Source organism: Acinetobacter sp. ANC 4654, from assembly GCF_002135425.1.
Taxonomy (GTDB): Bacteria; Pseudomonadota; Gammaproteobacteria; order Pseudomonadales; family Moraxellaceae; genus Acinetobacter; species Acinetobacter kyonggiensis.
The window spans coordinates 79248-101596 of record NZ_NEGL01000007.1 but is presented as its reverse complement, the minus strand read 5'-3'; the positions used below and the strand labels follow the sequence as shown (position 1 = coordinate 101596).

The window sequence follows — 22349 nt, the reverse complement described above, 5'->3', positions numbered from 1 at the left end:
GTAATGATGAAAGTATTGGCAGTTATAGCATGTGTTTTATTTCTGCAAGGCTGTATTCATAAACTTGTTACTGTTCCTGTAAAAATTGCTTATAAAACCACGAAGGGGGTGGTGAAAGGCACTGCTGCTGTTGTGGGTGCTGTCATTCCAGATGGTGATGACGAAGATACCGATACAGACTCTAAAAAGAAAAAAGATTAGATTTTATTATTGATGCGCAATGAAATATTGCATGGCTATTTAATCCATCATCGTAAATATCGAGAACGAAGCCATATTGTGCATTTGTTTACCCAAGAGCATGGGCGTGTCGATGGTATTTTAAGACAAACCCCACCGCCACAATATCAACCGATTTGTTTGCAGGCATCGGGTAAGTCGGATCTTAAAAATTTTACCAAACTTGAAATTGTCAATCAGCCCGTTTTTTTCTTTGGTGATGCGTTTTTTTCTGGATTTTATTTGAATGAAGTCGTTCTTCGTTTATGTCCAGCCGAAGTAGAAATGCCGCAGACCTTTGTGCTTTATCATCAAACTTTACAACAATTACAATTGCTGGCACAGCATGAAAATCCCAATCTTTTTCTCAGACAAATTTTACGTCAGTTTGAACATGCGCTTTTAGAAGAGCTGGGTTATGCGCTCGACTTTACGACTGATGCTCAGCAACATGATATTCAAGCAGCACAACATTATTTATTTCAGCTCAATGATGGTTTTATTCCGACAACGCAGCAATCACGTGCAACCTTAACGGGGGAGCAAATTCTCTCAATGCGTGATTATGAAAAGGGTAGGGATTTTAACCGAGAGCAGTTACAATTGTTGGCTCAACTGTATCGGCAGATGATCACCTCTCTTTTGGGTGATCGACCGCTTAAAAGCCGGCAATTGTGGATTCAAAATACTCAATCCCAATCTTAATCTCAATTTTAATCATCGTTAGGTAACTGTTATGGCTGCATTGCTTGGTGTAAATATTGACCATGTGGCGACATTGCGACAAGCGCGCGGAACCACTTATCCAGACCCAGTGAATGCTGCGTTGATGTGTGAACAAGCAGGCGCAGAAGGAATTACCTTACATTTACGTGAAGACCGTCGTCATATTCAAGATGATGATGTCCGTCGTATGCGTCCATTATTGAAAACACATATGAATCTGGAAATGGCTGTGACCGCTGAAATGGTGGAATTTGCCAAAGAAATTAAACCGCAACATGTTTGCTTGGTTCCAGAAAAACGCCAAGAAGTCACCACAGAAGGCGGTTTGGATGTGTTGGGGCACTTTGAAGAAGTCAAAGCAGCGACACAAGCCTTAACGGCAATTGGTTGTGATGTATCTTTGTTTATTGATGCGGATATTGCGCAAATTGATGCGGCGATTGCTTGCGGTGCACCAACCATTGAATTGCATACAGGTGCTTATGCCGATGCAACAACAGCTGAAGCACAGCAACATGAACTTGAGCGTATTGTTCAAGGTGCAGAATATGCAGCAGCCAAAGGTTTGGTGGTGAATGCAGGTCATGGTTTAAACCTTGAAAATGTCACGCCTATTGCACAAATTCCGCAAATTCATGAACTCAATATTGGTCATTCTATTATTGCCGACGCTGTATTTGTGGGTTTAGCACAAGCAGTTCAACAAATGAAAGCTGTCATTAAAGCAGCAAGATAAGTTTTTAGAATTATGTCGTTAATAAATTATGATGATCTCATGAAGCCAGTTTTGGGCTTTTTGGGGTGTGAAACACCCAAAGTATGGCTCGATGAGGCGCTGAATAACTTAGAGTTACTCATGCAAGATCATGCCAATTGTGAAAAGAAAGCAGCAGGTACTGCCATGAACCTGATGTTTCGCTACACGTTTTTTACAGATTTACAGGTTAAATTGGCACAGCTCGTGCGTGAAGAAATGTTGCATTATGAGCAAGTGCTTGAATTGATGACCAAGCGTGGGCAGGAATGGCAATCGATTAGTGCAGGTCGTTATGCGGGTGGGCTACGTAAAGAAGTCCGTACTTATGAGCCTGAAGCTTTAATTGACATTATGATTATTGGCGCTTTTGTGGAAGCACGCTCATGCGAGCGTTTCTATGCGCTCGCACCGCTGGTAGATCAAGACTTAGGTAAATATTACCGCTATCTTCTCAAGTCTGAATCTCGTCACTTTGAGGATTATTTGGCATTGGCATTGGATGTTGCTCAAACGTCAAAGTTAAAAAATCCTAAAGAGGATATTCAGCAGCGTATTGCACACTTTCGTGAAGTTGAAAAAAATCTGATTTTAAGTCCAGATGATTTATTCCGCTTCCATAGTGGTGTGCCGAGTCAAGCGGCTTAATCTATGGTTGTTCAAAAAATCCTCTATTTGCATAGGGGATTTTTTTATGACCTGTATTTTGAATATTTAAGAATAAAAATGCCAACCTAAATGGATTAGATTGGCATTGGTAGATCCGCTTATTTTTTAATTTGTTATGAATTAAGCTTCGATGGTTTGTACGGCAATTTTTTTCGCAGGATCAGCTTTACGACGTACCGCTGGAACGGGTTCGCCATAATATTGACGATCAGCAAAGTAACTTGAACGAACCATAGGTGCAGCCCAAATATTTTTGAAACCGAGTTTTTGACCGTGTGCGGTATAGCGTTCAAATTCTTCAGGGGTTACAAAACGGTCAAGCGGTGCATGCTGTTTAGACGGTTGTAAATACTGACCGATGGTGATGTAGTCGACATCATGTGCGCGAAGGTCATCGAGCAGTGCCAGAACTTCTTCTTCAGTTTCACCTAGACCAACCATCAAACCACATTTTGTTGGAACATCAGGGCAGTATTCTTTAAACATTTTCAGTAAGGTCAGGGAATGTTGGTAATCCGAACCTGGACGCATTGCTTTATACAAACGTGGCACAGTTTCAATATTGTGGTTGAATACGTCTGGCGGACATTCAGTCATAATACGCAGTGCAATATCCATACGACCACGGAAATCTGGCACTAAAATTTCTAATAAGGTTGTTGGGCTGAGAGCACGTGCTTCTTGAATACAATCGACAAAATGTTGTGCACCGCCATCGAGTAAATCATCACGGTCTACCGAGGTAATGACTGCATATTTTAATTTAAGATTGGCAATGGTTTCAGCCATATGACGCGGTTCATCAGGGTCTAACTTGTTTGGACGACCATGTGCAACGTCACAGAATGGGCAACGACGGGTACAGATATCACCCATTATCATGAAGGTTGCTGTACCACCACCGAAACACTCAGGTAAGTTCGGACAAGCCGCTTCTTCACAAACGGTATGTAATTTTTGTGCGCGTAAAGTGGTTTTAATACGTTGAACTTCATCTGGAGCCGCCATTTTGACGCGAATCCAATCCGGTTTACGTGGCGTTTCAACCGTAGGTATAACTTTTACAGGTATACGAGCGACCTTTTCTGCGCCACGAAGCTTAACACCCTGTTCAGGTTTACGGTTTTCAGACATAGTCAACTTTTCCACTGTTTTAGACGGGGGAGATACTAAAAAAAGCACTTTTATTATAGCGAATTTGAGTCTAAATAGGGTGAAAACGGTATTCATTTAATAAATGTGGTTATCATGCAATATATGCTAGGTAAATACACCAAATGAGCTGTGTTTAAGTCATAATATACAGAAGATTGGCGACAGAATTGATTAAAGGAGCGTTGAATGCCACGTAAAAAAGAGGTCGTTAGCGGAACTTTCGTTAAATACGATGCGGTAGTTCTCGGTTCAGGCCCTGCTGGTGAAGGCGCGGCAATGAAACTTGCTAAATCAGGCAAGCGTGTTGCAATTATTGATATGCGTGAGCAGTTAGGTGGTAACTGTACGCATGTGGGTACTATTCCAAGTAAAGCATTGCGTCAAACAGTATCGAGCATTATCCGTTACCAACGTGATCCAATGTTCCAAAAAGTGGGCGACTGGAAACAGTTCACCATGAAGCAAGTATTACGCAATGCACATAAAGTGATTCAACAACAGGTTGATACACACTCACGTTTTTATGACCGAAATAAAATTAATATTTATCATGGCCGTGCATACATCCAAGATAAAAACACAGTACTAATTTTTAGTGATGATGGGATTAAAGAAACCATTATTTTTAAACAGTTGGTGATTGCGACAGGTTCGCGTCCATATCGTCCATCTGTACTTGATTTTAATCATCCACGTGTATTTGATTCGGACAAAATTTTGGACTTGGATTTTCCAATTCAAAAAATCATCATTTATGGTGCAGGTGTTATTGGTTGTGAATATGCATCGATCTTTATCGGACTGGATCATAAAGTCGATTTGATCAACACTCAACCTAAATTGTTAAGTTATCTTGATGATGAAATTTCAGATGCCTTGTCTTACCGTTTACGTGAACAAGGGGTGTTGATTCGTCACAACGAACAAATTGATCACCTTGAAACATTTGATGATCATGTGGTCATGTATTTACAAAGTGGTAAAAAAATTAAAGCCGATGCCATTTTATGGTGTAACGGTCGTTCGGGTAATACCGATGGTTTGGGGCTGGAAAATGTTGGTATTACGCCAAACAGCCGTGGTCAAATTACGGTGAATGATCAATACCAAACTGAAGTGGAAAATATTTACGCTGCGGGTGACGTAATTGGTTGGCCATCGCTTGCTTCTGCTGCTTATGACCAAGGTCGTTGCGCTGGTGCAAATATGAGTGGTGAAGAAGGCGTTAAACCTGTAACAGATATTCCGACGGGTATCTATACCATTCCAGAAATTTCTTCTATTGGTAAAACTGAACAACAATTGACTGAAGAAAAAATTCCTTATGAAGTCGGTCAAGCATCTTTTCGTCATTTGGCACGTGCACAAATTACGGGTGATACTGTCGGTGAATTGAAAATTTTATTCAACCGTGACACTTTGGAAATTCTAGGCGTGCATTGCTTTGGGAACAATGCTTCAGAGATTATTCACATTGGTCAAGCAGTGATGAATAGTGGTAACAACACAATTAAATATTTTGTTGAAACCACGTTCAATTATCCAACGATGGCAGAAGCGTACCGTGTCGCAACTTTAAATGGTATGAACCGTTTGTTCTAAGTCTGATTTAAGTCTTAAATTGAAAACCCGTAAGTGAATGCTTGCGGGTTTTTTATTGTCAGCCTGTATAAAAGATCAAGTTCGACATAGCCATTCAATAAACATTACTGCTTCGTCAGACAAATTTTTTCGAGGATCGATAATTGCATAATATTGAAAATGGGGTTTGGCGGTAATGTCAAACAGTTGAACCAGCGTCCCTTGATTAATTTGCTTTTTTACCAAAGATTCTCGTGCTAATGCGACCCCCCAGCTGTTTTGAGCGGCATGATAAAGTAATGATAAATCTTCAAAACGATGGCCTTGAGTTGGCTCTTTCCAGTCCAGATGGGCTTGAGTAAACCAAGATGACCAAGGTTCCAAATAACTCCTCAGAAAATCACAGTTTTCCAGATCTCGAGGCTGGCGAATATTTTTGCTTTTGACATAGTAGGGCGAAGCCACTGGAAAGATGGTATCTCTGCTGATCTGGCGGCTTTGCATACCCAGATATACACCGCTGCCATATCGAATATCGAAATCAACTTTGCTGATTTCATAGTCGAGCTGTGATTTTGCGATTTCAATCGCAATCTCAATATCCGGATGTTGATCCAGAAAATCTTTTAATCGTGGTAGCAAATAGATGTTGGCAAAGGTGGGTGGTGAAGAAATGGTAATGGTTTTTTTGTATCGGTTATGAGAATTAATTTTGTTCAGATTGTCTAAAGAAAGCAGGGCTTCTTTAACTGCCAAATAATAGGAAGCACCTGTAGCACTTAAATTCAGCTTACGTGTGGTGCGTTCGAATAAAATAGTATTGAGGAGTTTTTCTAGCGTTTTAATTCTGTGTGAAATAGTACTTCTGGTGACATTGAGTTCATCGGCAGCTTTGGAAAAAGAGGAATGCCTGACTACAGCTTCAAAAGCATAAATAAGATGCAGAGGAGGTATTCTTGCAGACATAGATTGTCCAATCTGATTCAACAATGTGTGTAGTAAATATCACAGATTGTCAAAAATAAAAAGACTATGATGAAAATCAATCAGGCATTTGATGTTTGATCACGCCAGCGAAAGGCATGGAATTTATGTCAAACAGTCAGCATTCAGAAAGGAAGCACACAATGACGAATCTATCTCATATTCTTCAATTACATCCCAATGATAATATTGCAATTGCAAAAATCCATTTAGCTCCACAGTCTATCGTTTCCGAACAGACGGTCACATTGGAAGAAATTCCAGCCGCGCATAAAGTTGCATTAGAAAATATTTTTCAGGGCGATGCCATTTTGCGTTATGGACAGATTATTGGCTTTGCGACTCAGGATATTAAAGCGGGAGAGCATGTGCATGTACACAATCTGGCGATGGCCGATTTTGACCGTGATTATGCCTTTGGTGAAAATGTAATTCCGGTGATTGCAGCACCTCAGTCGCGTACTTTTTTAGGCATAAAACGTGCGGATGGCCGTGTGGCGACACGAAATTATGTCGGCGTCATTAGTACGGTGAACTGTTCAGCCACAGTGGTTAAAAAAGTTGCTCAATATTTTGATCGTCCTGAAATGATGGACAAATATCCAAATGTAGATGGGGTCGTGGCACTTTCTCATAGTTTTGGCTGCTGTATTGACCATCATGGCGAAGGGCTTAAGCAGTTACGTCGCACCATTGCAGGCTATATGGAGCATCCTAATTTTGCTGCAGTTATTATTGTCGGTCTAGGGTGTGAAGCGAATCAATTGAAACCATTACTTCAATCTAAAAACGCTGAATATGCCAGCAAGATTCAATCACTGGTGATGCAGGAAGAAGGTGGTACGCAAAAAACAATTGATAAAGCCATTGCACTGGTAGACGAAATTTTGCCTGAAGCAAACCAGATCAGTCGTGAGCCACTGCCTTTGTCGCATTTGTGTGTAGCTTTACAGTGTGGTGGTTCTGACGGTTATTCAGGTATTACTGCCAACCCTGCGTTGGGTGTGGCAGTAGATCATTTGGTCGCTCATGGGGGGACTGCAATTTTATCTGAAACACCCGAAATTTACGGAGCAGAACATTTATTGACCCGTCGCGCGGTCAGTACTGAAATTGGACATAAACTGGTCGATTTGATTCATTCTTGGGAAGCCTATGCCGACCGTGAAAAGGGCAGTATTGATAATAATCCTACACCGGGTAACAAGGCAGGTGGATTAACCACGATTCTGGAAAAATCTCTGGGTGCTGTAGCCAAAAGCGGTTCAACGCCATTAAAAGGCGTATACCGTTATGCAGAAACGATTGATACCCACGGTCTAGTGTTTATGGATGCACCGGGTTATGACCCGATGGGTGCGACGGGTCAAATTGCAGGGGGAGCAAATCTGGTGGCTTTTACCACAGGGCGTGGTTCATGTTTTGGGGCTAAACCATCACCTTCGATCAAAATTGCGACCAATACGGCCATGTATGACCGCATGCTAGATGATATGGATATTAACTGTGGAAATATCATGGAAGGCACGTCCAGCGTAGCGGAAAAAGGGCAAGAAATCTTTGAAATGTTGATCCGTGTTGCATCGGGTGAACAAAGTAAGAGCGAAGCACTGGGGATTGGCGGTGAAGAATTTGTACCATGGATGATTGGTGCGCAAATGTAAAACGAAAATTGATCAATAAGAATTATGGTTTTGATCTGCACTACAGTCATATTTATCGATCTGCTTAAAAGTGAACAGAGATAGATTAGATTGTCTGAAATATATTCGGATTATTATTTCTAGATGAAAGCCATAACTATTCAGAATGGAAATTTGAGGGAGTTTTAAGAAATGGAAATAAAAAAATTTATAGATAAAGTTCCCGGTGGAATGATGTTGATTCCACTTTTATTAGGCGCAACAATTCATACCTTTGCTCCAGATACTGCGGAGTATTTCGGCTCATTTACCAAGGGTATTATTACAGGTGCAGTACCAATTTTAGGCGTTTGGACGTTTTGTCTGGGTGCCTCTATCAATGTCCGTGCAACTGGTACTGTCGTTAGAAAAGCAGGTGCAGTGATTGGTGCGAAATTACTGGTCGCATGGATTTTGGCACTCATTTTAGGTTCCTTGATGCAACCCAATGAAATGTTGAGCATGCCTCTGTTTGCTGGCTTTTCAATTCTTGCCATTGTTGTTGCATTTGATATGACCAATGCTGGTCTTTATTCTTCACTGACTTCTCAGTACGGAACAAAAGAAGAAGCCGCTGCGGGCGCATTAATCGGAATTGAATCCGGGCCTTTATTTACCATGTTAATTCTAGGTTCCGCTGGAGTGGCTTCTTTTCATCCTGCTGCACTGGTCGGCGTGGTATTACCATTTCTATTCGGCTTCCTTTTAGGAAATCTAGATGAAAAAATGAGGGATTTCTTTGCCCCAGCCGCTAAAGTTATGATTCCATTTTTTGGTTTTGCCTTAGGGAACAGTATTAATTTCAGTTTAATTTTAGAAACAGGATTACCGGGCATTATTCTTGGGGTAACTGTGGTATTGGTTTCGGCTATTTTCCTTATTCCAGCAGATATATTTCTGGCCAAAGGTAATGGAACTGCGGGAATAGCTGCCTCAAGTACCGCAGGCTCTGCAGCGGCAACTCCTATGTTGATTGCTCAGGTGGCTCCACAATTTGAAGCAGTAGCACCTGCAGCAACAATATTAATTGCGACCTGCGTCGTTATTTCAGCCATTATGGTGCCTATTTTAACGTCTATATGGGCGAAAAAATTTGCTCATAAAGTTGATCATTTTAGGGCTAAAAAAGTCCTTCAGGTGGACTGTCCTGAAGTTAGCGAAACATAGTCTTCTTATTGATTGATAAGACGATCTAGAAGATATTTCTGAAGCGTTAATTTCAGTTGGTTGCTTAGATAAAAGTTTATCGTACTACGGTATTAAATGCGATGAACCGTTTATTCTAAGTTTAATTTAAGTCTTAAATTGAAAACCCGTAAGTAAATGCTTGCGGGGTTTTTTATGAATTATAAAAATTAACTTATCCTGAGGTGAGTTATAACATTGGCTTTGTTTATCATCAGATCAGGGCATCTTGAGGTTAAGTTCTTTTTATTTTTCCCAAGATACCCATTCTGTAATGAAAGGAAAAGGCTTAGAAAGGTCGTCCACCAGCCAAACTAATGCGTTTTAATAAACGACGCTGATCTGAAGGGAATGGTCGTCGTGAATGAAGGGTGACTTGGTTATCCCAAAACACGATATCACCTTCCTCCCATTGATGTTCATAACGAAACTCAGGTTTGAGTAAGTGTTCACGTAGCTTTTGAATTAAAGCATTGCCAGCCTGATCTTCATAATTGACTAATTCTACTTCTGAGCGCGTATTGAGCCAAAGTGCTTTACGCCCAGATTCAGGGTGAGTGCGCACTAAGGGATGTGGATAAGCATGTCCAATAATCGGTTGATTTTTAAAACGATAATAAGGTGTGTCGCCATAACCACCCGTACCTTTATTGTTTTGTGAGCGGGTAAAAGGGTTGTAAGTAATCAGTTGTAATTGATCAATCTGGTTTTGAGTATTCTTGTCTAAAGCGTCATAAGCTTTAATGGTATTGAACCATGCGGTTTGTCCACCATCTTCGGGAAGTTCTATCGCGTAGAGTAACGAGCCGAAAGAGGGTTGCGGTGTCCATTGGTGATCTGCATGCGGTGAAAGTTCACCATGTCCCGTGTAATCGCCTTGGCCAACCGCATTCGATACAGGAATTACATCGGGTGGGGTGCCTGTATCAGACTGTGTTGCCAGTACAGGATTATCTGCACTTGGGCGAAAAATAGAGCCAAAATAACTGGCAAAGGCTAAGTATTGAAAATCATCTAAGCTTTGCTTTTTAAAAATTAAGATTAAATGCTCAGCAAGAGCTTGTTTTAGTCGATGAATCGTTTCACCTGCTTGAGCTTTACGCGCATCTAAGCCGAAAACCACTGCACCTAATGCTTTATCGTGGAGAGGGATAATCGTGATTTCTTCTGGATTTTGAAGTTGTTCTGCCTGATGCCAGCGAGGAGCATCATGAATGGCTTGTGATAGTTGGGTCAGGCTGGTCATTTTTTTCTCAAGTTATTTTACTGTGAAAAAAATTTAATCAAAAATGACGCAAACATAAAATCAAAAAAATTGCTAAGCTTATGAAATAATAAATAAAATATCTAAATAAATGATTTTAAGACTTTTAATATAAACAGCAAAATAAAGTCATTTTTTTGCTGTTTTAGCTGCTGATTTTGACGCATTAATGTGGGCAAAAAGCTTGATTGAAATAGACAAAGAGTTGCGGCGTTTTGAACCACAACAGAATGGCAAGGCTAAGTAATCCAATAACTGCTAGCGCAATGATGCTTTTTAAACCAAATAGAGAATCAGTCATGAATCACGGCCTCTTCATTGACAAAGAAATGTACCAGTACACCCAGTAAACTCAACGCGATTGAAAACATCCAAACCGCATTATAGTTGCCAGTCATATCATGATTGATACCACCTAGCCAACCACCAAAAAATGAACCGATTTGATGAGTAAAAAAGATTAGACCACTGAGCATGGAGAGGTATTTAACCCCAAACATATTGGCCACAATGCCATTGGTCAGCGGTACTGTAGACAACCATAATAAGCCCATGATGATACCAAAAGCATAAACTGTCCAAGCGCTCAAAGGCAACAGTAGAAACGTAATAATGGTAATGCCACGGAGACCATATAACCACATGAGTAGATGTGGCTTGGAGTATTTTCCACCGAGCCAACCCGCACTATATGTCCCGACAATATTAAACAAACCGACCAAGGCCAAAAAAATAGTACCTGTGGTTGCATTAAAACCATGATCAATTAAATAACCGGGTAAATGTATGCCAATGAAAACCACTTGGAAACCACAAACAAAAAAGCCTAATGCCAAGAACCAAAATGGCTGATGGTTTTTGACAATAACCAAGATCTGTTTAAAGCTTAAACTGGCTTTATTAATTTGAGCCGAGGTATGCGGAGCAACATACATTGGTGCTTTTAACATCCATGCCAATGGGATAATCAAGGCAATTAAAATTGAACTGACCACTAAGGCTGCTGACCAACCAATATTTTGTAACAGCAGTAAGGTAGAAGGCAGCATAATAAATTGCCCAAAAGAGCCTGCCGCACTGGCAATACCCATGGCAAGGCTACGTTTATCTGGGTGGGCTGCACGTCCAACGGCTGAAAGTAAAACAGGAAATGAGGTTGCAGATAACGCTAACCCTAGAATTAAACCGACACTTAAATTTAACAGTAAGCCTGTGGAGCTGAAGGCCATCAGCAATAAGCCTAAACTATATAAAGCACCGCCCACAGCAACGACAATTTTACTGCCATATTTGTCAGCAAATGCCCCTGTGATGGGTTGTACAGCGCCCCAAACTAAGTTCTGCATGGCAATGGCAAGACTAAAGACATTATGCCCCCAACCAAATTCATGACTCATTGGAACCAAATATAGACCAAAGGCATGACGTACACCCAGTGATAACGCCAGAATGAGCGCGCTTCCAATTAACATGTAAATGAGAGGTTTGGAAAAACGGGTATCTGACATAATTCATCCATGATGTAAATCTAGTGTCGCTATGTTATTAGATTATGAATAGGGAAGCGATTAAATAAAATTTAAACAAACGATAAAATTAAGTTATAAAAAGTTTGAGCCAGATAAGAAAGACGACTTGAAATCGTCTTTTAATCAATAAAAACTTAGAAGCGAATACCAACGCCTGCATAAACCAATAATGGGTTAATTTCAATATCGGCTTGAGATCGAATTAACTCACCATGGGTTGCATCTGTGACCGTAATTGTAGTTTCATTTTTCATGTGTGCATACGACACTGAACCAACTGCAAACCATTTATCATTAAAGTCATAAGTAAAACCAACAGTGGCGATAGGGGCGATCACATCGGTTGTTTCTAGGTCAACTTGAGGATTGGCTGTGCTCTTTTTCCCTTCTAAGGACGCTCCAGCATTGCCTTCTTTAATATTGGCAATCATGTGACCCGCCGCAATTAAGTCTTGTTCTATTTGTGGGTTAATTTCCAGCGCATTGAAGTATGCATATATGACGCCTAAGCCCACATAAGGACGGAATTTATTTACACCCGTTTTACCAAAGTGATATTGGAGTTCAAAGGCAGGTGTCCAAGCGCGTGCGGAAGCAGCAGGGCCATGTGCTTCTAAATCGGTAATAAAAATATTATTTTTAAGATCAATATTCAGAAACTCTAGAGGAAGCTTGCCAATTTGTGGCGTGGCAACTGCTGAAAAAGGAGCATAAATTTTTCCTTTCCCTTGTAAGTCAACTTTTGGTGGAATGCCTGCTTTAATTTCAAATGAAACATGATCGCTAAAGAAGTAATTGGTCATCATGCCCAATGTCGTAACCTCATCTGCTTCAAGTCCTGTTCCTTGAGCTTCCCAACTTGCTAAACCACTAATTTTAGAAGAGCCACTCAGTTCTGCGGTTAAATTGCCACCCGTAAAAAATCCCAAAAATTTTAAGGCGGCTGCAAGTCCTGCTTGGTCAACATTTGGATTTAGATTGTTTAATACGGTATCAACTTGAATGTCCCCATTTTGGGACACTTCACCATTCTTAACGGCGGTATTCACTTGGAAGGCTTGAGCTTTACCTTGCGGCATAACATGTAGCGCACCTACAGAAACTGAAAAGCGTTTAAAGCCATCACCATCTTTTAAGCTAAAATAAGGGGAATCGGCATGACTAATTACAGGTAAGGATGCAAGAGACGACATAATATAAAGTAACGATTTTTTCATTCAGGGACTCCATGTCCATTTTGTGTTTATAAGTTTTTTCTTTGATTTTTACGATTATATGAACGGAAAAAAAGTGAACAGTTATTGAAGAATATAAATATAGTTGTGTTCATGTAAAAAAATAGATTATTTGTTTCAATAGCATAGAAAATAATAATTTTATGTAACTGCATATTTTTAATTTTTGGTTAAATTGCCATAGGTTTAATGTTGAAATAATGATTGTTTTATTTATATATTTTTAACGTATTTTGAGGGCTGATATAGGTTGTTATCACAAGGTCAGAAAATCCGATTAAACCAATAATTCAGCCATGTTGGACTTTAGAGTAAAGCTAGGTCTAAACAATTTGACAATCCGATCTCGCACTTGAAGGCATTTTTCCGTACAATACGGCTCATAAATTATTGAGTGAATCACATGAGCACCCAAAATACTCCCAAGAAAAAACCATTGGTCAATTTGCCTTTTCCTGTTAAAAAAGAAAATGAGCAAAATCTTGATGAAGTGTTAGATGAAGTACGTCCCCGTCCGAAACGTTATGCGGATCGTACATGGATGCCACCTCGCGGTACACGCCGTTCGATGGGAAAGCGTTAAGCTTTCAAAGAAAAAGCCATGGTGTGACCATGGCTTTTTCTTTGAGTGTTTCGATGTGACCTGAATTTTAAAATATTATGAATGGTTTGTGCTTTGGTCGTTGTTGAGATAATAATTTCTTTTTTCTTGATACATGATCATATCAGCACGTTTTAGCATGTCTTCAACGCGTTCCCCATTTTTGTTGGTCGCATAGCCCGTAGATAAGCTAAGTGGTTGATGGGAGTAAAATTGATTATCGACAAATAACAGTTCTTGCAGACTTTGCAAACAATTTTGGAGTGCAGCTTCATCGGCACCAGGCAAAAGAACCACAAACTCATCTCCACCAATACGACATGCAGAATAAAGTGTTTGCTGAACCAGTTGGTTTAAGATATTGCCCATACGTTGTAATAAACTATCCCCAACATCATGTCCTAAACTGTCATTAAGTTCCTTTAGTCCATTCATATCCATGAAAATGCAGGACACAGGGCGGAGCATATTGCGCTCTAAGCGGTTTATTTCCGTTGTGTAAAAAGAGCGGTTATAGAGCTTGGTCAGCACATCGTGCTTACCTAAATATTCAAGATAGTTTTCAGCTTTTTTTCGAGAAGTAATATCGGTAAGTGCAACTTGAACCATTCCCCAGTCATCCAGATAATCTGGAAATACAGTAAATTGCAGCAACACATGACGGATACTGCCATCAAGTGCGTAATTGATGGCTTCCCGATGATGATGAATGTTACCATTCCAAAGCTCAATTAATTGTTCTCGAAAGGTTTTAATCATTTCTTGAGCAAAAACTTTGTGTATGTTTTTATATAAAGTATCTTTATTTGGCGCGCCAAATAGATCGAGTGTCGCTTGATTGACATCAATAATGACAATATCTTTAATACATTCATTGATAAAATCATTATGTACATCTAAAAAAGTCTTAAAGTCTTCAATTCCTAAAGCGCGCAGTTCATCTAATTTTGTTTTGATACGACTAAAATCTTCTACCCAGAGCGAGGTCGGTGAATACATGAAGCGTGCTTCTGCCAAATGGCGGCTTTTTTCTTCAAGACGACAGGCTTCAGTGTAGGGCGTGATATCTTCAGTGGTAATCAATAATAACGATAAATCATGTTCATGCCCTGGGAGTACGATCCCTTTGAGCTGAATATCAAGACGTTCACCCGTTAGGGTATAGTTCACCGCAGAATTGGAAAAATGCGTTTCACCATTCCACAAAGCCATCAGTTCTTTGATATGGCTTTTGGTCATGTCACCTTTAAACACCAAACTAAGATTTTGGGATAAATGTTCAAAGTCTTTGGCTTGATAGAGTTCAAGTGTCTTGGAGTTTACTTTTAATAATTTAATTTTTCTTGCACAGTCAAGAATACGAGATTCATCTTCTTGTAAAAAACTGAAAAGATCTTGGACACCCTGTTCACGCCAAATATTAAATTGTTTTTTTATGTCGCTATAGTCTTCAAGCCACATTGCAATTGGTGATAGTTCAAAAAAAGGCGAATCCAATATTTCCATTGAAGGAGCTCATCATTTTTAGATCAATTTAGGCGTTGAGTATAAAACGAAAAAAATATTTTTTTAAAAGAATGTGATAATTAAAATGTAATTTTTAACAATTGATGTGTTGGTCATTGAATCTTAAAAATCAATAAAAAAAGCCAATGTAAACATTGGCTCATATCGCTTGATGTTATGCCGCGATTATTTAGCGACTTTGTTTCCGTGCTTTATTTTCAGCTTTGGGTGCTGGGATTTCTCGTTCACCTTGCCAAACATCAATAAAATCTTTTTCGTTGATGTTGTAAAGTTCCAATAAAGCTAAAATCACCCCACCAAATAACATTGCACCTTCAGATTTACTTTGCCATTCGAAAATTTGACCGTTTAAGGTGTGCAAAATATCTGAAATTTCAAAAATGCGATCACGTCCATTACTGTCCGTTGGATACATTTGAGTATGTAAAATAATTCTTGCTGCACTTTTTTCGCTTTCTGATAAATCGAGTTGATTGATCACATCTTCATCAGCCGTTGAAAAAATCACAGCATCGGTAAATACCGTTCTTAAAAAATGGCGTGTCAGTTTTGGCAGTGCTCTTTCTACAAAAGGACGGAAGGAGCTTGGGAAAATGACATTATGTGAAATGCCTTTAAACATTGGTGCAATTTCTTCAGTTTTATAACCCGCAATGCCACAACCAATCGAGGTAATGAAATAGGTCATTTTGGGATGATTTTTAGTGTAAATCTTAAAATCATCAACATAGTGCTGAATCTGTGACAGTGGCATTTGCTGTAAATGTTCATTCATGGTCGGAATAGCATAGCTTTGACCTGACCAACCTCGACCCACGCCTTGCATGGCACCAAAGTGCACCAGAGCCGTATGTGCTGCACCATCTGCATGGTTTCCTGCCATATTGCTGCCGAAAACAAACACAGTGTCCTCAGGTAAGCTTTTTATAATATTTTCATCGTGATAGAGATATGACATAGGCGGATGCAATCGTGATGGTCTTTCTTCATGTTGCAATTGAAATGACAGATGGTCAAGCGAAAGATCAGCATTTTTAACATTAGCATAAACGATAGCGTATTTAGGGCGATACACGTCTGATTTTGCACTAAAAATAGAGCTAATATTTCAATTGAATTTATCTGGGTTGCATACAAATGGTTAACTGCAATATCAACTTGAATCCGTTCTCATGGCTTTGTTGAATGGGTTAAGTCGAGAAATATAAGGCGACTGATGTTGCATGTAGATTTTTAGCCCTCATACTATCAACGTTATGTCGTTGAAGATGGATACTATGCAGGATAGTCAGCAACCTTTTGAATTAGTGACCAGCTATCAACCCGCTGGGGATCAGCCACAAGCCATTGAAAAGTTAGTCAGTGGCATTGAAAAAGGCTATCACGATCAGTTGTTATTAGGGGTAACGGGGTCGGGGAAAACCTATACCATGGCCAATGTGATTTCCCAATTACAACGCCCAACGATTGTGATGGCGCATAATAAAACCTTGGCTGCGCAGCTTTATGGCGAATTTAAGTCCTTTTTCCCCAATAATGCGGTTGAATATTTTGTTAGTTATTATGACTACTATCAGCCTGAAGCCTATGTCCCATCGTCCGATACCTTTATTGAAAAAGATTCTGCAATTAATGATCACATCGATCAAATGCGCCTTTCAGCAACGCGGACTTTATTAGAACGTCGTGATGCCATTATTGTGGCATCCGTTTCTGCTATTTATGGTTTGGGTGATCCCAATGCCTATATGAGTATGTTGTTGCATATCGTACAGGGTGATCGAATTAGCCGTGACGACATTATTCGTCGTTTGGTCGAGATGCAATATACTCGCAATGAACTGGAATTCTTACGCGGTACGTATCGTATTCGTGGCGAAATTATTGATATTTTTCCTGCCGAATCAGATCAAAATGCCATTCGTATCGAACTGTTTGATGATGAAGTGGAGTCGATTCGTTGGTTTGATCCGTTGACTGGAAAACTGGTGCGTAAAGCGCCACGGGTGACAATTTATCCAAAAAGTCACTATGTCACACCGAAAGATAATTTACACCGTGCGATTGGCACCATTCGTGAGGAACTGAAAGAGCGATTGGCATTTTTTAAACAACACGACAAATTGCTTGAAGCGCAACGTATCGAACAACGTACCCGTTATGATTTAGAAATGATGCAGCAGTTAGGCTATACCAATGGGATTGAAAACTATTCCCGTCATTTATCGGGTCGTCCATCGGGTGAAGCACCGCCGACTTTATTTGATTATCTTCCTGACGATGCTTTACTGATTATTGATGAATCACATGTTACGGTTCCGCAAATTGGTGCCATGTATAAAGGTGACCGTTCGCGTAAAGAAAATTTGGTCAATTATGGTTTTCGTCTGCCCAGTGCCTTGGATAACCGTCCAATGCAATTTGAAGAGTGGGAGCGCATTATTCCAACGACCATTTATGTTAGTGCAACACCTGCAAAATATGAGTTGGAAAAATCAGAGCAAATTGCAGAGCAAGTGGTTCGTCCTACAGGTTTGATTGATCCTGAAATTGAAGTTCGTCCAGTACTGACGCAAGTCGATGATGTACTTTCAGAAATCAACCTGCGTAAAGATTTAGATGAACGTGTTTTAGTCACGACCTTGACCAAACGTATGGCAGAAGATTTAACCTCTTATTTAAAAGAATATGGGGTAAAAGTCGCTTATTTGCACTCAGATATTGATACGGTTGAGCGTGTGAAGATTATTCATGAATTACGCTCTGGTGTGCATGATGTTTTGGTGGGGATTAACTTATTGCGAGAAGGTCTAGATATGCCAGAAGTATCGTTAGTGGCTATTTTAGATGCAGATAAAGAAGGCTTTTTGCGTTCGGAGCGTTCACTCATTCAAACCATTGGTCGTGCTGCGCGTAATGTGAAAGGGAAGGCGATTTTGTATGGTGATCGAATAACTGACTCCATGCAAAAAGCGATTGATGAAACAGATCGTCGTCGTGCTAAACAAATTGAATTTAATCGAATTCATGGTATTACCCCACGCAGTACTAAACGTCAAAATAAAAAAGACATTGATACGGGTGAGGTACTAACAGATGATCAAATTGATGGCAAAGTTTCTGATCAAGCCCGTGCTTTAAGTGCCGATGAACGGCATATTTTGGCCGATCCTAAATTGCTGGCAAAACACATGTCTAAACTGGAAAAAGAGATGTTAAAAGCATCGAAAGAATTACAGTTTGAGCAAGCAGCACGATTGCGTGATGAAATTGTGCGTTTGAAAGCCCAAATGCTGACCTAGGTTGAAATCAAGATTTTATCTTCAAGAATCATTACATAACGCTACAGTGTGGCTGAAAAATACTCGTTATTTTAATGGATATTCATCATTAATAAGGGGCTGTTGATATTTCACAGATGCTTGCGACAGAGGACATTTTTAGACGATGCAAGGCTTGTTTTGCGAAGTTTAGTCATTCTAAATGAGAAAAATATAGCGCAGTAGCGGCAAAAATGTCCCTGTCCCGTAGGGTTATCACTAAAACTGCTCCAAACTTCGTTATGAAATTTGACAAGGGATTACCATTGTCTGCATTTCATGCCTTGTTTGCGTTGTTTTAGCGAATAACGCAATACATGGTTGAAATGTCAACAGACCCTAATATGATTTTCTTAATCAGGTATTTTTTATGGTTGCTAAAAATCTTCCAAAGGCAGGTTTTACACTTGCCAAAATTGCAGTGGGTGGGGTTGTGTTGATTGGTCTGGGTGCTGCAACACTGGCATATGCACAGACCAAACCATTGCAAACTGTAGACAAAGTTCAGTTAGACCGATATCTAGGGGTTTGGTATGAAATTGCACGTAAGCCGATGTACTTTGAAAATAAGTGCAATCGTGATGTTACAGCGACCTATACCTTAAATGAAAATGGTAATGTCATCGTAAACAACCGTTGTTTGAGTAAAGATGGGCAGTTACAGCAGTCGATTGGCGAAGCCTTCGTGCAAAATGCGCCTTTTAATACCAAGTTAAAAGTTAGTTTTTTACCTGAAGCAATTCGCTGGTTATCTGTAGCGCGCGGTGATTATTGGATTTTGAAAATAGATGATGATTATCAAACGGTACTGGTTGGTGAACCACGGCGTAAATATATGTGGGTATTGTCACGTTCAGCACAGCCAGATCAAGCGGTGGTCAATGAATATTTAGAATATGCAAAATCAGTCGGCTATAACTTGACTGATCTTATTCATACCAAGCAAACGCACAATACTCTTAAAATATTAAATTAAGAGGCTTTTGCATCAGTTGTTTGTGAATCAGTAGATGTAATTTGTAAAGCCTAAATAAAACCACGCTTATTTTAAAAAAGAAACCATGTACAGGTTTTTTTGAGTGCTGCAAGTGATCTTATAAAAAACCATGTTTCGGCATGGTTTTTTATTGAATAGTCAAATTGAAAGGTGAATGATCAAGTTTTATCAGAGTGAAATGTTTATAATATACATGACATAAATTTAGAGGTGAAGGATGTATAAAGGCGTAGCATTGTCTGTATTGGCATCTATCACTTTTGGTGTTCTGTATTTTTATACCCAGTTTTTAAAACCACTCGATAGTGAACAAACTTTTGCTTGGCGTATGTTAGCGACACTGCCATTCCTAACGTTATTTATGTGGTGGATCGGCGATTTAAAATATATCGCCGAAATTTTTAAACGTATTTTTAAGCAACCTGCTTTGTTTATTTGGTTGATCATCAGTTCAGTAATGTGTACCTCACAGCTTTGGCTGTTTTTATGGGGGCCAATGAATGGACGCGGTTTAGAAGTCTCATTAGGCTACTTTTTACTGCCCTTGGTGATGGTGCTGATAGGCTGTGTGATTTACAAAGAAAAGCTGTCCAAATGGCAATTTGCCGCAGTGCTATTTGCCTGCATGGGCGTTGGACATGAATTATGGCGTATCGGCAGTGTTGCATGGGAAACTGCTTATGTTGCTGTGGCTTATCCTATTTATTTCTTCTTAAGACGCGCTTTTAAAACGGATCATTTGGGTGGTTTCTGGTGGGATTTGTTTTTAATTCTACCTATTGCGATTTACCTAGCAACGGTTTACAGCGATTCATTTAACCTCATTGCACAGTTTCCACACTTAATTTTGGCGATCTTGGGTCTGGGCTTTTTAAGTGCATTTGGGCTTGGAAGTTACATGCTGGCGAGTCGTTATTTACCTTTTGTTATCTTTGGATTATTAAGCTATTTAGAGCCTATATTGCTTGCTTTTTCTTCCATTATTTTAGGTGAAAGAATTAAAGCAGCTGAATGGTTTACTTATATTCCAATCTGGTTTGCGGTGTTACTGCTGATTGTTGAAGGTTCGATTCATCTAGTCAAACAGCAGCAAAAGCAAAAAGCCTTGTCTAAAAATCTTAAAAATTACCAAGAGCGCTTAAAGTGATGGGTTTTATCTTTTGGGTGTTGCTTGATAAAACAACATCTGAGCTTAATTGAGCCTTTTTATCAGAAATAATTTTTTTTAGTGCTTTTGATATGAGAATCATGAAAATAATTACAACTATTTTTTCAATTTATAATGAATATGTAGGAAAATAGCCAAGTCTGGATCAGCTTTTGATTCAAACTTCTCGATAATTCCTTTACAATTGTCGGGTTTTGAAATTTATGCCTAGATATACAATTAATTAGAGGACGTATCTGTGAGCAAAGACACTATCATCGCCCTACATGCAGAGCACCAAGGTCGCTGGAAAAACCGTGAAGAAATCGCGGAGCATATGATTGCCTTAATTGGTCAGTTGTATCGTGAAAAAAATATCGTGACTTCTGTATTCGGTCGTTCTTTAGTTAACCGTTCAGTAATCCAAATTTTAAAAGCGCATCGCCGTACACGTGTTATGGACGTTGAGCTTTCAGTTGTTCATACTTTTCCAATTTTAGAAGCATTGGCTAAAGTTGAAAATATCGGTTCTGCTGAAATCGATTTAGGTAAACTAGCTGTTGAATTTAAAGAAAAAGGCGGCGATATCGACGCTTTTGTTGCGCAAGCAGTAGAATCGTTAAAAGGCAATGCTGAAACTGTTGAACCTAAAGATGTTGTTCTTTATGGTTTTGGTCGTATCGGTCGTATCCTTGCACGTTTAATCATTGGTCAATCAGGTCTTGGTCGTGGTTTAAACCTTAAAGCCATTGTGGTTCGTAAATCTTCAGATGGTGATTTAGAAAAACGTGCGTCTTTACTGCGTCGTGATTCAATTCATGGTCCATTTTCAGGAACGATTTCTGTAGATGAAGAAAATGAAGCGATCATTGCCAATGGTAACTTCATCAAAGTTATTTATGCATCTAGCCCAGCTGAAGTGGATTACACGGCTTATGGTATTAACAATGCGTTAGTCATTGATAATACGGGTAAATGGCGTGATGCTGAAGGTCTTGCTCAACACTTGAAATGCCCAGGCGTTGCTCGTGTGGTATTGACTGCGCCAAGTAAAGGCGAAATGAAAAATGTCGTTTATGGCGTAAACCATACTGATATTTTAGATGAAGACAAAATCATCTCTGCTGCAAGCTGCACTACCAATGCAATTACACCAGTATTAAAAGTGTTAGATGACAAATACAAAGTGATTAATGGTCACGTTGAAACTGTTCACTCTTTCACGAATGACCAAAATTTAATCGACAACTATCACAGTGCAGATCGCCGTGGTCGTGCTGCGACTTTGAACATGGTCATTACTGAAACTGGTGCTGCTAAAGCGGTTGCAAAAGCACTTCCTGCACTTAAAGGTAAGTTAACAGGTAACTCTGTACGTGTTCCTACGCCAAACGTATCACTGGCTATTCTTAACTTAACACTTGAGAAAGAAGTTGATCGTGAAGAAGTGAATGAATACATTCGTCAAATTTCAATCAATTCTAGCCTTCAAGGTCAAATTGGTTATACAAATTCGACTGAAGTTGTATCTTCTGACTTTATTGGTTCACGTACTGCGGGTGTATTTGATGCGCAAGCAACCATCACTTCAGGTACGCGCTTAACGGCTTATGTTTGGTATGACAATGAAGTTGGTTATAGCTGCCAAGTATTACGTATTGCTGAACAAATGTGTGGCGTGAACTACCGCAAAATTCCTGCTGAAAAAAATGCATAATTTGTAAAGCAGTCAAAAAGAGCCTCACATGAGGCTCTTTTTTTATATCTGATATTT

At 39.6% G+C, this 22349-nt stretch carries 20 protein-coding genes; 12 read left to right on the top strand and 8 right to left on the bottom strand.

Annotated elements, in window-relative coordinates:
• Nucleotides 1–3: 3 nt before the first annotated feature.
• Genes B9T24_RS12095 through B9T24_RS12080 form a run of 4 tightly spaced genes read left to right on the top strand, consistent with a single transcriptional unit; the run spans nucleotide 4 to nucleotide 2347 of the window.
• A complete protein-coding gene (locus B9T24_RS12095; protein ID WP_074946321.1) occupies nucleotides 4–201 on the top strand; it encodes an NF038104 family lipoprotein in 198 nt (65 codons plus the stop codon).
• A gap of 9 nt (nucleotides 202–210) precedes the next feature.
• Nucleotides 211–924 carry a DNA repair protein RecO gene (gene recO, locus B9T24_RS12090; protein WP_213032952.1) on the top strand — a complete coding sequence of 238 codons (714 nt, stop codon included), beginning with the start codon at nucleotides 211–213 and terminating at the stop codon, nucleotides 922–924.
• 31 nt (nucleotides 925–955) lie between these two features.
• A complete protein-coding gene (pdxJ, locus tag B9T24_RS12085; RefSeq protein WP_086166004.1) occupies nucleotides 956–1681 on the top strand; it encodes a pyridoxine 5'-phosphate synthase in 726 nt (241 codons plus the stop codon).
• Between the two features lie 12 nt (nucleotides 1682–1693).
• Entirely contained in the window at nucleotides 1694–2347 is a 654-nt protein-coding gene (locus B9T24_RS12080) for a tRNA-(ms[2]io[6]A)-hydroxylase (RefSeq protein WP_086166003.1), read from the top strand.
• A 141-nt stretch (nucleotides 2348–2488) separates the two neighbouring features.
• Here B9T24_RS12080 and lipA read toward each other — a convergent pair whose 3' ends face one another.
• Nucleotides 2489–3502: a lipoyl synthase gene (gene lipA / locus B9T24_RS12075; protein WP_086166002.1), complete on the bottom strand. Its 1014-nt coding sequence runs from the start codon at nucleotides 3500–3502 to the stop codon at nucleotides 2489–2491.
• 207 nt (nucleotides 3503–3709) lie between these two features.
• Here lipA and sthA point away from each other — a divergent pair, with 207 nt between their 5' ends.
• Nucleotides 3710–5125, top strand: a complete 1416-nt coding sequence (gene sthA / locus B9T24_RS12070) for a Si-specific NAD(P)(+) transhydrogenase (RefSeq protein ID WP_074946312.1) — start codon at nucleotides 3710–3712, stop codon at nucleotides 5123–5125.
• A 75-nt stretch (nucleotides 5126–5200) separates the two neighbouring features.
• Here the strand turns inward: sthA and B9T24_RS12065 are convergent, their stop codons facing one another.
• Entirely contained in the window at nucleotides 5201–6070 is an 870-nt protein-coding gene (locus tag B9T24_RS12065) for a LysR substrate-binding domain-containing protein (protein ID WP_086166001.1), read from the bottom strand.
• A 161-nt stretch (nucleotides 6071–6231) separates the two neighbouring features.
• Here B9T24_RS12065 and B9T24_RS12060 point away from each other — a divergent pair, with 161 nt between their 5' ends.
• A complete protein-coding gene (locus B9T24_RS12060) occupies nucleotides 6232–7752 on the top strand; it encodes a UxaA family hydrolase (protein WP_086166000.1) in 1521 nt (506 codons plus the stop codon).
• Nucleotides 7753–7923: 171 nt separating this feature from the next.
• The gene (locus tag B9T24_RS12055; protein ID WP_086165999.1) at nucleotides 7924–8937 is read left to right on the top strand and encodes a 2-keto-3-deoxygluconate permease; all 1014 of its coding nucleotides are present in this window, start codon (nucleotides 7924–7926) and stop codon (nucleotides 8935–8937) included.
• Between the two features lie 307 nt (nucleotides 8938–9244).
• Here the strand turns inward: B9T24_RS12055 and B9T24_RS12050 are convergent, their stop codons facing one another.
• From B9T24_RS12050 to B9T24_RS12040, 4 genes are all read right to left on the bottom strand, one after another.
• Nucleotides 9245–10201, bottom strand: coding sequence for a TauD/TfdA dioxygenase family protein (locus tag B9T24_RS12050; protein ID WP_086165998.1), 957 nt, complete (start codon nucleotides 10199–10201; stop codon nucleotides 9245–9247).
• Between the two features lie 184 nt (nucleotides 10202–10385).
• Nucleotides 10386–10520, bottom strand: a complete 135-nt coding sequence (locus B9T24_RS17310; protein ID WP_265733463.1) for a hypothetical protein — start codon at nucleotides 10518–10520, stop codon at nucleotides 10386–10388.
• Complete coding sequence (locus tag B9T24_RS12045; RefSeq protein ID WP_086165997.1) at nucleotides 10513–11727, bottom strand: MFS transporter; 1215 nt, start codon at nucleotides 11725–11727, stop codon at nucleotides 10513–10515. The genes B9T24_RS17310 and B9T24_RS12045 overlap by 8 nt, the downstream gene beginning before the upstream one ends.
• 155 nt (nucleotides 11728–11882) lie before the next feature.
• A complete protein-coding gene (locus B9T24_RS12040) occupies nucleotides 11883–12965 on the bottom strand; it encodes an OmpW/AlkL family protein (protein ID WP_086165996.1) in 1083 nt (360 codons plus the stop codon).
• Between the two features lie 421 nt (nucleotides 12966–13386).
• On the opposite strand from B9T24_RS12040, the gene B9T24_RS12035 reads away from it, so the two are divergent.
• Complete coding sequence (locus B9T24_RS12035; protein ID WP_086165995.1) at nucleotides 13387–13566, top strand: hypothetical protein; 180 nt, start codon at nucleotides 13387–13389, stop codon at nucleotides 13564–13566.
• Nucleotides 13567–13641: 75 nt separating this feature from the next.
• Here the strand turns inward: B9T24_RS12035 and B9T24_RS12030 are convergent, their stop codons facing one another.
• Both B9T24_RS12030 and B9T24_RS12025 read right to left on the bottom strand, forming a co-directional pair.
• On the bottom strand, nucleotides 13642–15090 hold the full coding sequence (locus tag B9T24_RS12030) for a sensor domain-containing diguanylate cyclase (RefSeq protein WP_086165994.1): 1449 nt from the start codon (nucleotides 15088–15090) through the stop codon (nucleotides 13642–13644).
• Nucleotides 15091–15280: 190 nt separating this feature from the next.
• Nucleotides 15281–16069, bottom strand: coding sequence for a hypothetical protein (locus B9T24_RS12025; protein ID WP_086165993.1), 789 nt, complete (start codon nucleotides 16067–16069; stop codon nucleotides 15281–15283).
• Between the two features lie 319 nt (nucleotides 16070–16388).
• On the opposite strand from B9T24_RS12025, the gene uvrB reads away from it, so the two are divergent.
• The 4 genes from uvrB to B9T24_RS12005 all read left to right on the top strand — a co-directional run bounded on the left by uvrB (nucleotide 16389) and on the right by B9T24_RS12005 (nucleotide 22292).
• Nucleotides 16389–18413: an excinuclease ABC subunit UvrB gene (uvrB, locus tag B9T24_RS12020; RefSeq protein ID WP_086165992.1), complete on the top strand. Its 2025-nt coding sequence runs from the start codon at nucleotides 16389–16391 to the stop codon at nucleotides 18411–18413.
• A 388-nt stretch (nucleotides 18414–18801) separates the two neighbouring features.
• Nucleotides 18802–19407 carry a lipocalin family protein gene (locus B9T24_RS12015; protein ID WP_086165991.1) on the top strand — a complete coding sequence of 202 codons (606 nt, stop codon included), beginning with the start codon at nucleotides 18802–18804 and terminating at the stop codon, nucleotides 19405–19407.
• A 238-nt stretch (nucleotides 19408–19645) separates the two neighbouring features.
• The gene (gene rarD, locus B9T24_RS12010; RefSeq protein WP_086165990.1) at nucleotides 19646–20575 is read left to right on the top strand and encodes an EamA family transporter RarD; all 930 of its coding nucleotides are present in this window, start codon (nucleotides 19646–19648) and stop codon (nucleotides 20573–20575) included.
• 259 nt (nucleotides 20576–20834) lie between these two features.
• Nucleotides 20835–22292: a glyceraldehyde-3-phosphate dehydrogenase gene (locus B9T24_RS12005; protein WP_086165989.1), complete on the top strand. Its 1458-nt coding sequence runs from the start codon at nucleotides 20835–20837 to the stop codon at nucleotides 22290–22292.
• Nucleotides 22293–22349 lie beyond the last annotated feature (57 nt).